The following is a 17294-nucleotide window of genomic DNA, read 5'->3' on the forward strand; positions in this document are numbered from 1 at the left end:
TTCCGTTCCCGACTCTTCCGGCTGAGGAAAACGAGTCCCAAACCCACACCCTTACCGTTACCATCCTTCGCCCACACCCTTGTCATCCTGAGCGGAGCGCCGCGCAGTCGAAAGACCTGTTTCTCAGTCCGGTCGGCTACAGCTTCCCATCCCAAAGCCTAAACTCCGCCTCCTGCGGCCTCTCCTCCACCTTACTGACAACATCCAGAATCATCGTCGGACGCGTATCCGCGCGATACCTTGGCCACACCGGCAGCCCCTGCGCGGTGGGCGTCTCCCCTTTTATGAACGCAACCCACGCAGCATGAATCTGCTTCCCCAGCACCGCTTCCTGCTGTCCATTCGCCGCATCAAGATGCGGATGCTGCCACACCATCCCCACATCCAGCGAGTGATACGAGTACCCGCTCAACCGCCCGCTCGTCTCCGCAAAGGCAAGCTCGTACACGAACGCCGTACCGCCAGCGTTCACATGCGAGTCCGCCAGCCTCAGGCTTGGCACCCAATACTCTTCCGCAGTGAGAGCGCGTATTCGCCGCTGCTCATCATTCATCTGCGGATACACCGATTTATACCGCTCATAAGTCTCGTGAAACGACGACAGCCCCAGATTCCCTACATTCTGCGCGGTAGCATCGCCAGGATGCGGCCCAACGAACAAGGCGCTCTCATCGCGATTGGTCCCGATCAGCAGCCTCTTGCTTCGAGCCCCTCCGCCGCCAACTACCTGCACCGGCAACTTCGAGATAAGCTTCCCGTCGATCTCCGGTCGCAGCGGAAAGTGCTGCGGCCAGTGGTCCATAAAGTCTTTCTGAACAGGGATGAGTCTTTCGGCAGGAGTAGTCAGCATCGCAGCCGCAGGCTGGCCCGTCGCCTCCGTCCACGCTTCGGCAAAACCTTTGCCAACGGGCGTCGCGAGCACCTTCGGCCACACTCGCTCCGCCCCTCCGCTCTCCGAGATCACCTGATGAAACAGAGACTCCGCCGAAGGAACGCCCAGCAAAATATCCGACAGCTTCGCTCCCGCCGATTCGCCGCCAATCGTCACCTGAGCCGGGTCGCCCCCGAAGCTGGAGATATTCTTGCGAATCCACTCCAATGCCGCGATCAAGTCGCGTACCGAGTTGTTCGCGGAGCCTGCATACTTCGAGCCAAGCACAGATTCGAAGTCGAGGAAGCCGAAGACTCCGAGTCTGTAACCAACGGAGATGCAAATTACGCCTTCACGAGCGAAGCCCGATCCATCGTAGGTCTTCTCGAAAGAATGCCCGCCCGTGAACCCGCCACCATGAATCCACACGAAGACCGGAAACGGCCCCTTGCCCTCAGGCGCCCATACGTTCAGATAAAGACAGTCCTCACTATGCTGAGTTCCCTGCTCACCCGGCTGCATCGGCGAAGCGCTGAAGCTCGTCGCGTCCCGCTCGCCCTTCCACGGCTTCGGTGGCAGCGGCAGCATAAATCGCAGAGCGCCAACCGGAGGCTCGGCAAAAGGAACTCCGCGAAAGACGCGAACGCCATCCTGCGTCAGTCCACGCAGAACTCCAAAAGACGTTCGGACTTTAGCGCTTGAGGGGATCTTCTGACCAAGCATGCGGCAGCCGCCCAACGCTGTTGCCGTAGCAAAAGACCGCTCGATGAACTCTCTACGATTTAGAATCGCAAACTCCTTGAAATTTTCTTCGAACTCTCAGCACTCCAGATCAGTGCGAGATAAAACTGATCCGCAATATCTTTACAGGCGTGATTGGTTTGTTTGCCGCATCTCTCGGAACGCGAGCGATGGCCTCCACCAGCTTCACCGAAGCATCATCGCACTGCCCGATGATGGTGAAGCCGCCATCGAGCCGCCGCATGGGATGTTCGGCGATGAAGATCTCGCTGTTGTTCGTGTCAGGCCCATTGTTGCCGAAGGCCAGCCGGCCGGGCCGGTCATAGCTCAGACCCGGATAGCTCTCATTCTTGAAGCGGAATCCGATGTCCGTCGCTCCGCTGATGTCTCCCGTAGAGTCGCCCGTCTGAATCACGAAGTCCGGAATGACTCGATCGAACTCCATGCCATCGTAGAAGCGCGTTCCATGCTCCACATGCTTCGTCACAGGATTCGTCCACTCCTTCGATCCATCCGCCAACCCTATGAAGACAGCCGTGGCAATGGGAGATTCCTTCGTGAACAGGCGACAGGATAGATTCCCCACCGTCGTCTCGATCAACGCCAGAGGCCCCGTCGGCTCAGGGGCTTGCGCGGTCTGCGTCATCATCGGTTCAGCCTTCGGCACGATCAATGCTGCTGATACATCGGGCGCAACCGGCGGGATTGTCTGGCCCTCTCGAACGATCGCAACATGATTGATCGCAATCGGTCGCTCCGGATGATTGTCCGCTGCTGCAAGCCGATGTGCGATCGCAGTCACCACCGGCAAAGACTCGTCATCGCATTGGCCAAATACTACCGCATCGTCGCCGTCATCTTCCGAGTTGGCATGATCGAGGATCATGAACTCAGTCGTTCCTGCCTGTCCCTTCTTACGTCGCATACCCAGCCTACCGGGATGGTCATAGCGAAGAACGGGGTTGTTCTCCACCGGAAGAGCGACACCCGGCAAGCCAGCTGTGCCCGACGTCCGACTTCCTCCGCGAACTCCCGCCGGTATGCCGTAGAGTCGAGTGCCATCGTAGAAGGGCTTCCCATGGGCCACGACTCCGCTCACGGGATCGACCCAGTCCTTCGTCCCCTGCGCTAACGCAATGAACTGCGCAGTCGTCGTCGGGCGCTCCTGCTCGAAGAGCTTGCAGCGCATACGACCCAAGGTTGTATCGATAACGGCGACGGGCGAACTCTGCGCAGCCATCACAAACGCGTTCATCGTGAAGAGCAACGCACACCAGAATCGGCTAAAAGGCATGTTGGAGTTGTAACACTTTGCCGCGCCGCAGGTTTAGCAGACTGCCTGGTCACCACATCGGCGCAACGTGCCGCTTCAACTCCGCCAGCGGATAGAAGGTCCCCCGCCAGACCACGCCCCCCTGCCTCAGTGTCGTCACCATCGACCGCAGCAACGCGTAGATCAGCAGCCACGCCGCAAACGGTGCCAGCGCCGCGTTCCATGCAGAGATGCCCGAGTGCCGTCCCAATCCGACATATAACAAAGCCACAGATAACGCCGTAAGGATCGCTGGAAGCAGCAGCTCAGGCACAATCACCACCACTGGCAGCACACAGAACGCAAATAGCCATCCGCACGCGAAGAGGAGCAAAGGAATCTGAAATCGGAACGCAGAAAAGATGTTCTTCGTAAGAACTCCAACCACACCAAGCGCGCCGGGTGCCCAATGGACATTCACCAGTCCTTTGCCAAAGGCAACTCTCTGTCGCAGCCCCGCGCGCTTTACTCGACGCGCGATCCCAAGATCTTCGATAATCTCCATGCGAAGCGCCTCGAAACCGCCCACCTTCTCATACGCATCGCGACGAATCAGGTTGAACGCACCGACACCTACGGCATCACGCTTCGCCTTCGGGTCGGCGACCTTCCACGGTCGCGAGGCCCACATCGCACAAACCTGAAAGAAGCTAAGCAGTGCGGCTTCATCCCAGCGCTTCAGCACCAGCGTCGGCAGCGTCACCAGGTGGTCCGCTTGGCTCGCAACCGCATACGACATCGAACGGCGCAGAGCATCGGAACTGAAGAGGATGTCGGCATCGGTAAACAGGAGGTACTCACTCTCCGACTCACCCGCCGCGAGAGCCATGGCATGTGTCTTCCCTAGCCATCCCGCAGGCAGATCGGCAATATGCAGCACCTTAAGCCGGTCCGGATAGCGCGCCGCAAATGAGTCCATGATCGCGCCCGTCTCATCCGTCGAACGGTCGTTCACTGCCACAATACGCAGCGAAGTGTAATCCTGCGCTAATAGCGACGACAGGCACGCGGCGATGTTCTCGGCCTCATCCAAAGCAGGCACAATCACTGTCAGAGTCGGCCCCTGTGCGGACGACACATCCCAGTCAGCATCCAGAAGATCAGGAACCGTTGGCAGGCCCCGAGCCGCTTCGATCGCCTTCCACGCCCAAAGTACCGCCACTATCCAGGCCTGCACAAACCAAACTCGCAACACGAGATTCCAAAGGTGCAACATCATGCGCTAAGACCACGCTCAGGCGGAGCATTTTCATTCGCCGGCACTGTCTTCGCGCCAAGGAACAACAAGCCCGCAGCCACCACCATGGTGACGAGCGTCACTCCCAATCCAGTGGACAGAGTCGAGCGATCGCTCACGAATCCAATAAGTCGCGGGCTTGGAGCGTCACCGAGTGCATGGATCATGAAAAGTTCGAAGGCGATCGCCGTGGCCCGAATCGTTCCCGAGACCGAGTTCACGATTGCCGCGTTAAGCGGACCATTCCCCAGGAAGATGAAGAACAAAGCCGCCGCCAGCCCCGGCACTATCGCCCACCTTGGCCCAAAGAAGCAGGCCACAGCGGGGGGCACAGTCAACAGCGCCGACCACGCCGAGATCAGATAGAGCGCCCGCTTGTTCGTCCTCAGCCAGCGCTGCGCAAGCCAGCCTCCGACAGCAGTTCCCCCAAGTCCTCCAAGCACGGTGATCGCCCCCACGATCAGGCCCGCGGCGCTCGAAGAGTACCCTCCGACCCTCTGCAGAAAGCTAGGCACCCACGCTGAGATACCGCCCAGCGAAAAGACCACCATCGCCATCCCAAACGTCGCGAAAAGATACTGTGGATTTTTAACCAGCCCGAAGACCGTCTCCGTCGCCGCCTTCTTCACTCCCGCCCTGCGAGAGTCCGTCGCTCCGCGTTTGGGCTCCTTCATCACAAAAAGGATAAGCAGCGCCACCAGGATTCCCGGAGCAGCCGACACGGAGAAAGGAACCCTCCAGCCAAACCTTCCCCCTAACGCCCCACCAAGCGCATACCCCACCGCCGCACCCACCGGAATGGCCGTGTAGAAGATCGTCAGCACCTTGTTCCGCTGGTCGGGCTCAAAGTAGTCCGCCAGCATCGCAGGCGCGTAGATGCTGAAGCTGGCCTCTGCAATGCCCAGAGCCGCATGGCGCAAGTTCAGCGCAAAGTAAGAGTGCACCGTGGCGGTGAAAAGGTTCATGCCGCTCATCAGCAGAGCAGAGAGTACGATCAGCGGCTTGCGTGGAAAGCGATCCCCCAGCCATCCGGTAAGCGGTGCCGCGCACATGTAAGTCACAAAGAACCAGAAGGTCAGCGCCCCAACGCGTTCGTCCGAGAGCGCGAACTCCTTCTTCACCAGCTCCTGCACGCCGGGAAGAATGTAGCGATCGATAAAGTTGACGAAGTTCATCGCCGTCAGCAAGACCAGCGCGGTCGTCGCCCCGGCAACCTGCAAAACGGGCAGCTTGCTCGGTGAAGTTTCAGGGTTCTGTGGCATCCTGTGGGGAGCATATCAGGGCCACGATGCCCCGCACCAAAGGAGAGACCATGTCGACCGCTCGCCCGCCCTTGCCGCCCTTCACCCACGAGACAGCCATCCAGAAGGTCCGCATGGCCGAGGACGCCTGGAACTCCCGCGACCCGGCGCGCGTCTCGCTCGCCTACACCGAAGACAGCATCTGGCGAAATCGCTCCGAGTTCCTCACCGGACGCAAGGCCATCGTTGAGTTTCTAAAAAAAAAGTGGGCGAAAGAGAACGGCTATCGGCTGATCAAGGAGCTGTGGGCCTTCACTGGCAACCACATCGCCGTCCGCTTCCAGTACGAGTGGCACGACGAATCCGGACAGTGGTTTCGGGCTTATGGCAATGAGCAGTGGGAGTTCAGCGAAGACGGCCTGATGCGGCGACGCGAGGCATCGATCAACGACGTCGCAATCGCCAAATCAGACCGCAAGTTCCATTGGCCGCAGGGAGCTCGCCCCGCCGATCATCCCGGTCTCGGAGACTCCGTCCTGTAGCTTCACTTCTCAGTGGGCCGGGGATACCTTGCTTCAACGATCGTAGAGATCCCGCCGCGTGGCCGGAAATCGCCTTTGACCACGGCCCACACAGGATCACACGCCTTGACCACGTCATTCAGCACCTGGTTGACGATGTTCTCCTGGAAGATGCCAAGGTTCCTGTAGACGAACAGGTATTCCTTCAGCGATTTCAGCTCAAGACAGGTCTTCCGCGGAGAGTAGCGGATCGTCAGCACGCCAAAGTCGGGCAATCCCGTCTTCGGACACACCGAGGTGAACTCAGGGTCGTCGACGAGAATCTCGTATCCGGCAAACTGGTTCTGCCAGGTCTCGATATCAGGAAACGTTGCGTCCAGACCAGCCTTAGCGTGGTCGTCGGTGTAACCGGTAGTTCTCTTTTTCTTCTTAGCCATCTCTTCAGTTTACCGGATTCAGGCGATCGAATCACGGCAAGCAGACTAGGTGTGCTTACCCAGCGTCGGGCGGTCGTCGGTAGAGGAAGATGGATTGTTTGGATCGTTGTTCGTTCCACCGGCGCGGCGCAGCGTGGGCTTGTTGCCGCCTTTGCCATCGTTGATCTTGCGCTTGTTCTCCAGCCGGGCCAGACGAGCCTTCACGTCGTCAAACTCCGATGTCGTCACGATGTAGTCGGGCTTGGCCGGCATAATCGTCGCGATCTCATCCTCGGAGCGATTGATGCGGTCAGGTGTCTGCGGATGGTCGGAGAAGACCTTGGCCAGCGTTCCCGGCTTGTGCTTCTCCAACGCATCCAACTTTTCGAAGAACTGGATGAACGCCTGCGGATCGTAGCCCGCGCGGTACATGTACTGCAGCCCGAGGTAGTCCGCCTCAGACTCAAACTGCCGTGAAAACTGCAGGAACGTCACCGGGATCGCAAGCTGGGTTGCCTCGTAGATTCCGTACCCGGTCCACGACCCCGAGGTGAGAATGTACAGCGGAATCGAGCCAATCTGCATGTATCCCAGCCGTGTCTGCTCCCGTGCCGCGTGGTGGGCACAAACATGGGCGGTCTCATGCGCCATCACTCCGGCGAGTTCCGCCTCTTCCTCGGCAGCCAGAATCAGTCCGGAGTTGACATAAAAGAATCCGCCCGGCAACGCCATGGCGTTGATCTCGTCCGTGTCGATCACCTTGATCGTGAACGGCACCTTGCAGTCGGAGTTCTTCACGATATTCTGCCCGACGCGGTTCACATACGCGTTGATGACGGGATCGGTCACCAGGTGCGCCGACTTCTCGATCTCCATCGAATACTGCTTGCCGTTCGAGATCTCCCAGTTGGTTGAGAACCAGTTCCCCATGCCACGGCCGCCAATATTGCGCGTACCGACGGCGCTGACATCGTCCTCGCTGCCAGCTTTGATGTGCGGATCGAGCGCCTCTCCGGGAGAGGGCAGTGAGTCCGTCTTCTTCTCCGGGGCCGGCAACGCCTTCGCGTCCTTTGCCGTCGGCTTGTCGGAATCCTTATCCGATCCAACGATCGGTGGCGTGCTCGCCGGTTGCGCGCTGGTGTCCGCCGGCGACTGAGCCGCGGGCGAAGACGGGGCTGAGGAGGTCGGAGCCGGGGTTGATGCGGGAGTCGGAGTCTGCTGAGCGATCGCCGAAACAGGAAGGGCCAAAACCGCAGCCATTCCAACCTGGAGCACGGGATATTTGAGGGAGGCGAAACGCATGGGGAGAATCTCCGGTGATTCGGCTGGACTCGCCTGGCGAACCGCGAGATCTAGCTCTACACGTCCTTGGACGCTAGTATGCGCCTTTTCGTGAGCAACGGCCAGAAAGAGCTATGTCCGCCCGTCCCACTTCGTTCTTAAGAGAAACGACGAGACCAAGCGATTGGATTCAGAACGTCATCACCAGGTGGAGTAAGCCGTTCCCTCGCTGGAGGTCTCCTGCGCTCCGCTGTGAACGTCACTGATGCCGCTCTGCGTCTCGTCGACTGAGGTCAAGGTATCGCTCTGGTCAGCGATCCAGGTGTCGGTACGCGAAGTAAGCGGGTCCTTCGGAATCGCCTTCAAATATCCCGACTCCACCAGATCGTTGAGCGACTGCGGCGCCTTGGCCTTATCCACCGTATAGGAGTCAATCGCAGACCGCATGGTGTGCAGGTCTTCCTTGAGCACGGCTTCCTTGGCCTTCCGGACGGAGGCCAGGTACGACGGGACCGCGATCGCCGCCAGGACGCCGATGATGATCATGACGATCATCAGTTCGAGCAGCGTAAATCCCTGCTCTCCGCCCCGCGCCGCTGCGGCCCTTCGGCCCGATGCTGTCGTTTGAATCACCATGTGTTGTACTTCGTTCCGTCCAGTGCCGTGCCGTTGCTCTTTGTGTACACATCGAAGAGGTTCTGCCCGCCGAAGGAGTCCGAGTCCGGCTCGTCCTGATTTGAACGCATTCCCCAGTCCGTATTCCCCGTCATCGGATCGGTCGGAATTCTGCGCAGGAACTTTACCTTCTTCGACTGAATATCGACGCCATCAACCAGCGTCTGCAGGTCAGGTGGATAGTTCATGCTGTCCGCCTTGGTGACCATACCACCCTTCATCGCCGCAAACTTATAGGCGTCGATGGCGGCCCGCATCTCCCAAAGATCCCTGCGCAACTCCTTTTCCTTCTGGCGTTTCACCTGAAATCTTGCGATTGGCACCGCAGCACCGGCCAAAATCGCAAGGATCGTGACTACAATAATCAGCTCGACGAACGAAAGGCCGGACTCCGAACACCTCTCTCCGGCTCCCTTGCCGGACCGGTTGCGAATGCCGGGGCGGGTTAGGAGCGCCCGCTCCGAGTGCCGCTTCACTTCACGTGCACCACGGCCTGCGATCCGGTGGCCGGAATGTTGACGTTCTTGCTGTCGCTTGCCCCAACCTTCACCATGGTGATCGGCGAGTCGCCCGCTGCAAGCGCCTTGAAGGTCAGGATGCAGACCGTTCCCTGGCCGCTGATGCCCTTCGTATTGGGCGGACGGCGAGCGGAGAGCGCGACCAGCCCATTGCCTTCATCGCGGTGAGCCAGCGCTACTGCCTGGCCATCGGAGCCCAGGAATGGCCCGGAGTCCACGTTGACCAACTGGAGTACGGCGGGATTGAACTGCAGTTGCAGCGGCACGGCAAAGACGTCTTCCGCGTTGGTGAGCATAACCGACGTCTGGAAGGTGCTGCCTACCGGCTGCGTGTTATTCGCGGGATCAATGGTGAACTGGATTGGCGCGCGTGCCCCCGCTTGTATGGCAGCTTGTGCGAACGGTCCTCCGGGGGGAGCAGTCGCAATTCCGCCGGCTCCAATCGGAGCAGTCGTCTGCGGCAGGTCGCTGGGCAGATTGGAGTTCAACTTCTGTGGCGTCGGATGCACCATGGCAGCCGCCGCGCTAGCCGCGGTCACGGTCGATGCGGGCTGGATGGCCGACGGACCGGCGTCCGCGTCGGCAGAATCAGAGCTAACCGCCGACCCACCCTCGCGGTGTAGCTCGATCGACTGGCTCGTGCCGGTATCGATGGCGCGCGTATTCAGGCGGCTCAGTACCGACTCGCGAACGATGTGTGGGATCAGGAGAAAGACGATCTCGTCCTGCTGCTTCTCGGTCTTGCGCGATCCAAAGAAATACTTCAGCAATGGAAGCTCACCCAGGCCCGGCGTGCCGTTCACCGAGAGGCTATCCTGCTGCGTCATGATGCCAGCCAGAACGCTGGGTTCCCCATCCTTCAACTGGATGACCTGCTCGGCGACGCGCTGCGAGATGATCGGTTCGGTGACGCCGCTGATGGTCACATCGCTAGTATGCGAAGAGACTTCAACCTTCATCTTCAGCGTCACGTCGCGATCAAGATGCACGGTCGGAGTCATATCGATATTCACACCGACATCGAGATAGGTGAACTGGGTCTGTACCCCGATTCCAGAGGTCAAACCTGTCGCCGCGCCGGCGCTGTACGATCCGGTTGCTACGGGGATCTTCGAGCCAATTTTAAGGGTTGCGCGTTGACCGTCCGATGCGCGGATGCGGGGATTCTGCAACACGCGGGTGTCGGCGTCCGAGAGCATCGCGTCGACCTCGGCTGAACCGATCGTCACCGCAACATTGTTTCCGGTTAGGTGGGCCAGGGTATTCAGCGTCGTTCCGCTTGTAGTCGCCGTTCCCGACGAGGTGGAGCTGCTTGATGATGATGATGTAGTCGACGTGTTCGTCACCGACGCGCCGAAGGACTGCGGCAACTGGATGCCAAGCTGCCGGATCCGGTCGCGATTGACTTCAAGCACGGCTACGTCGACGACGACTTCAGGCTTGGCCCGGTCCAGATCGTTCAGAAGCTTCTGAGCCAGCAGAAGCTGATCTGGGGTGGCGCGCATGACAATAGCGTTCTGGGTTGCCACCAGGAAGATCTTCACGCTCGGATCGAGCAGGTTGCGGATCGCCGTTAGAACTTCGGTCGCATCGTTCGCGGTGCTGGTGTTGCTCAGATAAAAGGTCTGAACCGCCATCTCGTCGAGATCGGTGCGCTTCTGCCGTGTATTTGCCGCTACGAAGATCGTATTCGTCGTCACCGGCTTGTAAAAAGTATTCGAGATCGTTCCCACGATGCGCAAAGCGTCGGAGAGTGTGACGGTTGTAAGATCCACCGGAATGCGCTTCGAGGTGTAGTCCGGGTCGAACAGAACATTCAGCCCGGCGGCCTTGCCGATCGCCTGATAGATGACCTTGGTGTCTTCGACCATGTGCAACGTAATCGGGTCGTTCGATACCGGCTTCAGTTCAACAATTCCGCTTACCGAACCAATCTTCTGCTGCGTCTCATCTCGTCGGCTATTTGGGCCTGAAGAAGGCGGCGGAGCCGCCGCCTTCGGGTTGCGGATGATATCGATCTCCTGCTGCGCCGTCTGGTTTCCTGGATCAATCTCAAGCGCGCGCGTGAACTCCATCAAAGCTGCGCCGGAATCGCCACCCTGCAGGTAGACACGGCCTCGGTCGACGTGGGCCGCTCCGGCCTTGAAGCGCACGTTTTCGTAGCGCGTCTTGTAGCGAATATCCTTGGGGGCCTTGGTGTACGCCTTCTTGTAGTCCTCGAAAGCTGCGTCAAAGTCCTGTCGTGCCTCAGCTGCCTGGCCGCGTTTATTCCAGCTTGATGCGGATTGCCCCTGCGCCGTGCGGCCGGAGAGTCCCACGGTCAACGCGAGGCCGCCCACGATCAACAAAGAAGACGGAAGACTACCCAGAGCGACGGGAAGACGCCTCGAAAGATGTGTGCTGAACCAGCGTCCCATGTTGCTGATAACTTCCTTTGCTTTCCGTTAGGTTGAAGTGACCGGCGCGACGCGCTGGCAGTCGGTGGTTCAGGGAATGTTGTCTACGGCGGGGGCAATCTATGCCGTCGATTCGGCTGAGTATAGCATTTGAGGTGCTAAGTTCTTGTGTTTAGATGCGGTTGGCAATCCCGTTCCGGATTACTTCCCTCGCCGCCGTCAGCCGATTCAACTCCGACCTCAACATATTCTTTCTCTATAAGATAGCGATCTGCAACCTGTTTGACGCTTCGGCCCCGAAGTCGCCACTGCCTCTTTCGTGCTACTGACCAAAGTGGTACACCATCCTGCTAAACTTAGAAGTTCTGATGCCTCGTTCCCTATCCAATCCGACTGTTGCCCACCAGCCGAAGCCGGTCGTGAAGGAAAAAGACCGCGATCCTGTCGCCGCGGGCCTGCGCGACGCGGCCTATAACCGATCGGCGAGCCATAACTACTTTCTTACCGACAAGTTCGAGGCCGGAGTTGCGTTGCGCGGAACCGAGGTCAAGAGCATTCGCGAAGGAAAGGCCAACCTGAAGGACGCCTACGGCCTGCTCAAAGATGGCGAATGCTTCCTGTTGAACGCCCACATCGGTCCCTTCTCCCACGGCAACGCCATGAACCACGAGTCCCTCCGCACCCGCAAACTGCTGTTGCATAAACAAGAGGTGAGGAAGCTCGAAGGTATGACGAAACAGAAGGGCTTTACGCTCATCCCGACACGTCTTTATTTTCGGCACGGACGGGTCAAATGTGAGCTTGCCCTGGCCAAGGGTAAGCAGGAATGGGACAAGCGCGCGACCGAACGCAAGCGCGAGGGCGACAACGAAGCCAAGGCCGCCATTGCCCGCAGCCAGCGGCGATAAAAGTCCTAAACACTTCAGCTAGAAAAAGCTCAATTTTCAGCGTCGATCGGGGTGTCTTTTAGGGCTAAATCGCCGGATTATGCGAAAGTGCCGGTGTTTTTGAAGCTCGCCCCTCACGCAGACCAGAAACACCTCTTAATGTTCCACGTGGAACATTAAGAGGTGTGACATACGAGCCGTAATACTTGTGTAAAAAGACAGACCGAGCTACTTCACTTCTGCCTTCAAGGTCAGGTCGCGGGAGGAATCTCCCACCCAGACCATCCGAGAGCCCTCCGGCTTCATCCATTTCTTCTTGTCGACCGACCAGTACTCGAATGCGCGCGGGGCGATAGTCAATTTAACCTCGCGCTCCTCTCCCGGCTTGAGCGAGATCCGGTCGAACGCCGCCAACGTCTTGGGCGCAAACTGCACGCCTTCGGGCTTCGACTTCGGAGCTTCGAGATAGACCTCCGCGACCTCGTCTCCCGCGACCGCTCCCGTGTTCTTGACCTTCACGGAAACTTCAGCACCGCCGCCTGCACTCGGCTTCACCTTTACGTCCGACATGGCGAACTTCGTGTAGGACAACCCGTAGCCGAACGGGAAGAGCGGCTCGATCTTCTGGTCGTCGAACCAGCGATAGCCGACCAGAACGCCCTCGGAGAAGGTCGTCTTCCCGTCGACACCGGCGGATGAGCGCTCCGGATGAGCAGGCGATGTTGCTGGATAGTCCTCAAGCGCTTTGCCCCACGTCATCGGCAGCTTGCCGCCGGGATTGGCCAGCCCGAGCAGAATCTTGGCCTCGGCCGGTCCGCCCTCGTCACCGGTCCACCACATCTCCACCACACCCTTCACCTTGTCGATCCAGGGCATCGCCACTGGCTGGCTAGAATTCAGAACGACTACCGTGTTGGGATTTACTGCGGCGATGTCCTCAATCAACTTGTCCTGATCGCCCGGGAGATGGAAGTGCGGCTTGTCGCGCGTCCACACAAAGACAACAGCCGTCTTGGAAGACTTAGCTGCCGCAACCGCCACATCATGATTGCGCTCGCGGGCTTCGGGAGTCGACCAGTTCAGGCGAACCTGCACTGGAGCACTGGAGGTGTCGAGTGAGGTCTTAATCTCGATTGCGTGCGCTCCCTTGGTCAGTTGAATCGAGCGGCGGACGTTGTCGAGGCCATCCGTGGTCGGCAGTCCGCCGTCCTGGGTCGCGTACTGGATGTCTCCGTGTACTGCGCCCTTGGCAGCACCTGTACGGCCGATCTCCTTGCCATCGATGCTGAGAATCGCGCGGGTTCCGAGGATCTGCAGATAGAGCCAGTAGTCGCCATCGGCTGGAACGGTCAGCTCTCCCTTCCATGTCGCGATGGTATTGGGCGGCAACGATTTGCCGTTCGTTTGAGTAAAGTCGAATGACGCATCCACGGTCTTGCTGCCTGACGCATCGACCCGCTCGAGACCGGGTTGGCCATCGTGGCTCAACGCGCTGGCGGGGATGGTGGCTCCGGTAAGATCGTCGGCCACGGCAAAGTTAACTTCAGTGCCTGGCGCGAGTTTCTTCATCGCTGCAAGTGGCGATACCTGCCGAGCGGGAATACCGGGCGATCGCTCGCCAAATGTGCCGATGGAATCTACCTGGCCCGCGGTGGGGCCGATCAACGCGACGCTCTCCCCTGTCTTCAGCGGAAGAATACCGCCCTCATTCTTTAGCAGAACAGCAGCGTCTTCGGCGGTCTTTTCGATGATCGCGCCGTTGCCTTCAAGGTCCTGTGGGGTCACATCGTGCTTCTGCTTGCCATCCATATAGCCGAAGCGAACGATCTCTCGCAGAACATACCGTGCGGCCTCGGTGATCTTCGCTTCGGTGATCGAACCATCCTTGATCGCATCACGCATCGTTGCCGGATCGGAGTCCATCGGGAAGGCATTGACGTCCATCCCCGCCGCGCCCTTTTCTTCGGGAATCGAGCCGCCGAGCATTCCGGCCAGTGCTGTCGCGTCGAGCGGAGCCGGCGGAGGGCCGCTGGGCGGGATGGTAACGAAGTAATTATGGATAAGCGAAGCGAGCGGGCTATCAGGATCGGCCGCCCCGGGCATCTCCATCGTCAGGCCTTCGTTCAGAAAGTGGACGTTGTGTACGCCGCCCCAGTCCGACGTAATAAAGCCCTTGAAGCCGAGTTCGTCGCGCAGAATCGTCTTCAGCCCGTCGGAGTTGCCGCAGGCAAACGTCCCATTCAGCCGGTTGTAGGAGCACATGATCGACGCCACGCCCGCCTTGATCGCGGCATCGAACGGCGCGACATAGACCTCGTGTAGCGCCTGCTGGTCGACGAACACGTTGTAGGAATCAGAGTCGTATGCGACAAAGTGCTTCGCCTGCGACATCACACCCTGCGCCTGCTCGCCCTTGATCTCCGCCGCTCCCATCGCTCCATTCAGGAGAGGGTCTTCGCCCAGCGTGTTATACGCGCGGGCGAAGGTGATGTCGCGATCGATATTGATGAACGGCTGCAGCACCACGTCGATGCCCAGTGACCGCGCCTGCCGCGCAATGGCCACGCCGTTCTGCTCCGCGTCCTTCACGCTCCACGTTGCGGCGACACCCATGGTCGCGGTCTGTGCCTGTCCGGCGTTTTTCGTCAGCACGCCCGGAGGCCCATCGGCCATGCGCAGCGACGGCACCCCCAGACGGGGAACTCCCGGCAGATATCCCGCCTGCCCCTGATACATCGCCGCCGGCTCCAAGCCGCCACGGATCAGGTCCATCTTCTCTTCGAGCGTCATCTGCTTTAGCAGCTTGTCGATGCGCGCCTCGTCCACCTTCTCCGGCGGCACAATCTGTGCGCTCATCGAAACAGCGAGCGAAGTGGAAAGAAGGGCAAAAGCAGCAAGATGGCGGAAGTTCATTGGCAAAGCTCCTTGAATCGCTTACGGAAGAGGGCAGATGAAGCACTTGTCTATGTCGTGGACGAAACACAGCCGAAGGTGGGAGTATAGCTCTCCAAAATGATCTCTGGCCTCATACATTCCCCAATCTTCGAAAAATAAGTCGCAGGTCTGACGCGATACGATAGACGGATGGATACAAAGCTGATCAGCCAGGACCTCGCCACCTTTGCAACGCCTTTGCTCGCCGTCTTTGCCGTGGACGCGGCTGAACCCAAAGCCGAGAAGCCTTCGCTGAGCTTGCTGACCGCCGACAGCGCGGTTTCATCGGCCGCAGCAGCCGTCTTGGCATCGGGAGAATTCAAGGCTGCTGTGGGCGACACCGTCGTGATCCACGCGCCCGCTGGTCTCAAAGCCGAGCGTCTGCTGATCATCGGACTCGGCAAGAAAAAGTCCCTTTCGTTCGACGAGCTTCGCAAGGGTGGGGGCACCGCCGTCCGCGCCGCCAAGCCCCGGGGACTTCGCGAGGTCGCCATCGCCTTTCCCACGCTTGAGACGATTCCAGTTGCCTCTGCCGCACGCGTCATCGCGGAAGGCATTGAGCTTTCGGACATCGACTACGACACCTACAAGAGCGACCGCAAAGACCTCTCCGTCGCCATTGCAACCATTGTCATTCCTGCCGCCGACGCGGAGATCGAAGCAGGCCTCAACGAAGGCACCATCGTCGGTGTCTCGCAGAACTTCGCCCGCTCGCTCATCAACGAGCCCGGCAACGTCCTGACGCCAACCGTCCTCGGCCAGCGTGCCGCCGCCATGTGCGCGGAGGTCGGCTTGAAGTGCGAGGTCTACTCGACCGAAAAGCTTCACGAGTTGAAGATGGGAGCCTTCTGGGCCGTCTCGCAGGGCTCCGTCGAACCGCCCGCACTGATCGTCATGACCTACGAGCCTGAAGCAGCGCAGGCAGAAGGCGCGCCCGTCATCGGCCTGGTCGGTAAGGGCATCACCTTCGATACCGGCGGCATCTCCATCAAGCCCGCCGACGGCATGGAGAAGATGAAGTACGACATGGCCGGTGCGGGCGCGATGATCGGCGCGATGCGGGCCATCGCGCTGCTGAAGCCCGCCGTCAAGGTCATCAGCGTCATCTGTTCCGCAGAAAACATGCCCGATGGGAAGGCGTTCAAGCCGGGTGATGTCGTCACCGCCATGTCCGGCAAGACGATCGAGATCGTCAACACCGACGCCGAGGGCCGCCTCGTCCTGGCAGACGGCCTGCACTACGCGAAGACGCTCGGCTGCACCCACCTCATCAACGCAGCTACTCTCACGGGTGCTGTAGCCATTGCGTTGGGCAAGCTCAACGTTGGGCTGTTCTCAAACGACGACGCGACGGTAGAAAAGTTCACCGGCGGTCTCGCCGTCTCAGGCGAAAAGTACTGGCGGCTTCCCTGCACCGACGACTACGCCGATCAGATCAAGAGCCCCATCGCCGACATCCAGAACACCGGCATCACCCGCTACGGCGGATCGATTACGGCTGCCATGTTCCTCAAGGAGTTCGTCGGGGAGACGCCGTGGATTCATCTTGATATCGCCGCCATGGCCTGGAATGACGAGACGAAGCCGTGGCTCGCGAAAGGGCCATCGGGGATTGCGGTGCGGTCGATCACCGAGTGGGTGAGGAGTTACGCGGTGTAGTTATGCCCTTTCTAAAACTAGGCTATTGTCTTGGCTTGTGCTTTGAAGAGCTGACAAAGGCACGTTTATCGGGAGCTAAAGGATAGCTAACTCGCGGTCAAGAGGATCTCCGTGCCTGGGCTCGGAAGCTCGATCAAGTCACGGTCGAGCCTCGTCCCTTCTTGCGATTCTATCGAAGGCGCCCTTCGTGATTCCTTCGTCCCATTCTCTCTGCATTTCCGCGACAAACTTGTCACGCGCAGCTGCGATTCCCGATATGTGATCAACGGTCGGCTCCTCTGGAAGCTGATAGGCAAGTCGAGAGCGCAATGCATTGAGACCAGTAGACTTACGGTAGTACCAGCTCTCCCGAATATCCAGCCTCAATCTAACACCTACAAATGCCAATAATGGTGGAGCCGCTGCTAACCCTCCGGCTATTCTCGATGAGACAGCAGGGAAGGCGATGCCGATGATTGCCGCCGCGACGCTACAACCCAAGGCCAGAAAAATCAGTGTTTGAGAGAAGTAATATGCCCGCGCCGCACTTACTCCTTCTCCGTGAGCATCTTCCTGTAGCTCCCGGTCAAGAGCGTCTAGTCGCTTTTGTATCCAAAGATATAGGC

At 59.3% G+C, this 17294-nt stretch carries 13 protein-coding genes; 3 read left to right on the plus strand and 10 right to left on the minus strand.

Features of this window, described 5'->3' with window-relative positions:
• Positions 1-136: 136 nt before the first annotated feature.
• From HDF16_RS22195 to HDF16_RS22210, 4 genes are all read right to left on the minus strand, one after another.
• Entirely contained in the window at positions 137-1594 is a 1458-nt protein-coding gene (locus HDF16_RS22195; protein ID WP_184221738.1) for a carboxylesterase/lipase family protein, read from the minus strand.
• A gap of 109 nt (positions 1595-1703) precedes the next feature.
• Positions 1704-2906, minus strand: a complete 1203-nt coding sequence (locus HDF16_RS22200; RefSeq protein WP_184221740.1) for a peptidylprolyl isomerase — start codon at positions 2904-2906, stop codon at positions 1704-1706.
• A 49-nt stretch (positions 2907-2955) separates the two neighbouring features.
• Complete coding sequence (locus HDF16_RS22205) at positions 2956-4119, minus strand: glycosyltransferase (RefSeq protein ID WP_348641395.1); 1164 nt, start codon at positions 4117-4119, stop codon at positions 2956-2958.
• A 20-nt stretch (positions 4120-4139) separates the two neighbouring features.
• Positions 4140-5423, minus strand: coding sequence for a spinster family MFS transporter (locus HDF16_RS22210; RefSeq protein ID WP_184221742.1), 1284 nt, complete (start codon positions 5421-5423; stop codon positions 4140-4142).
• A gap of 50 nt (positions 5424-5473) precedes the next feature.
• Between HDF16_RS22210 and HDF16_RS22215 the strand changes: the two genes are divergently transcribed.
• Positions 5474-5944 carry a DUF1348 family protein gene (locus tag HDF16_RS22215; protein ID WP_184221744.1) on the plus strand — a complete coding sequence of 157 codons (471 nt, stop codon included), beginning with the start codon at positions 5474-5476 and terminating at the stop codon, positions 5942-5944.
• A 2-nt stretch (positions 5945-5946) separates the two neighbouring features.
• On the opposite strand, the gene queF is transcribed toward HDF16_RS22215, so the two are convergent.
• The 5 genes from queF to HDF16_RS22240 form a co-directional block, all read right to left on the minus strand.
• Positions 5947-6360: a preQ(1) synthase gene (gene queF, locus HDF16_RS22220; RefSeq protein WP_184221746.1), complete on the minus strand. Its 414-nt coding sequence runs from the start codon at positions 6358-6360 to the stop codon at positions 5947-5949.
• 45 nt (positions 6361-6405) lie between these two features.
• Positions 6406-7641 carry a M48 family metalloprotease gene (locus HDF16_RS22225; RefSeq protein ID WP_246409665.1) on the minus strand — a complete coding sequence of 412 codons (1236 nt, stop codon included), beginning with the start codon at positions 7639-7641 and terminating at the stop codon, positions 6406-6408.
• 180 nt (positions 7642-7821) lie between these two features.
• Complete coding sequence (locus HDF16_RS22230) at positions 7822-8256, minus strand: type II secretion system protein (protein WP_184221748.1); 435 nt, start codon at positions 8254-8256, stop codon at positions 7822-7824.
• A complete protein-coding gene (locus HDF16_RS22235; protein ID WP_184221861.1) occupies positions 8250-8729 on the minus strand; it encodes a prepilin-type N-terminal cleavage/methylation domain-containing protein in 480 nt (159 codons plus the stop codon). The genes HDF16_RS22230 and HDF16_RS22235 overlap by 7 nt, the downstream gene beginning before the upstream one ends.
• A gap of 38 nt (positions 8730-8767) precedes the next feature.
• Complete coding sequence (locus HDF16_RS22240; RefSeq protein ID WP_184221750.1) at positions 8768-11230, minus strand: cohesin domain-containing protein; 2463 nt, start codon at positions 11228-11230, stop codon at positions 8768-8770.
• Between the two features lie 347 nt (positions 11231-11577).
• Here HDF16_RS22240 and smpB point away from each other — a divergent pair, with 347 nt between their 5' ends.
• A complete protein-coding gene (gene smpB, locus HDF16_RS22245; protein ID WP_184221752.1) occupies positions 11578-12117 on the plus strand; it encodes an SsrA-binding protein SmpB in 540 nt (179 codons plus the stop codon).
• Positions 12118-12324: 207 nt separating this feature from the next.
• Here smpB and HDF16_RS22250 read toward each other — a convergent pair whose 3' ends face one another.
• Entirely contained in the window at positions 12325-15009 is a 2685-nt protein-coding gene (locus HDF16_RS22250; RefSeq protein ID WP_184221753.1) for a beta-glucosidase family protein, read from the minus strand.
• A 171-nt stretch (positions 15010-15180) separates the two neighbouring features.
• Between HDF16_RS22250 and HDF16_RS22255 the strand changes: the two genes are divergently transcribed.
• Positions 15181-16689 (plus strand): leucyl aminopeptidase, encoded by a 1509-nt coding sequence (locus HDF16_RS22255; protein WP_184221755.1) that lies wholly within the window; start codon positions 15181-15183, stop codon positions 16687-16689.
• Positions 16690-17294: the final 605 nt, after the last annotated feature.

The organism is Granulicella aggregans (assembly GCF_014203275.1).
Classification (GTDB): Bacteria; Acidobacteriota; Terriglobia; order Terriglobales; family Acidobacteriaceae; genus Edaphobacter.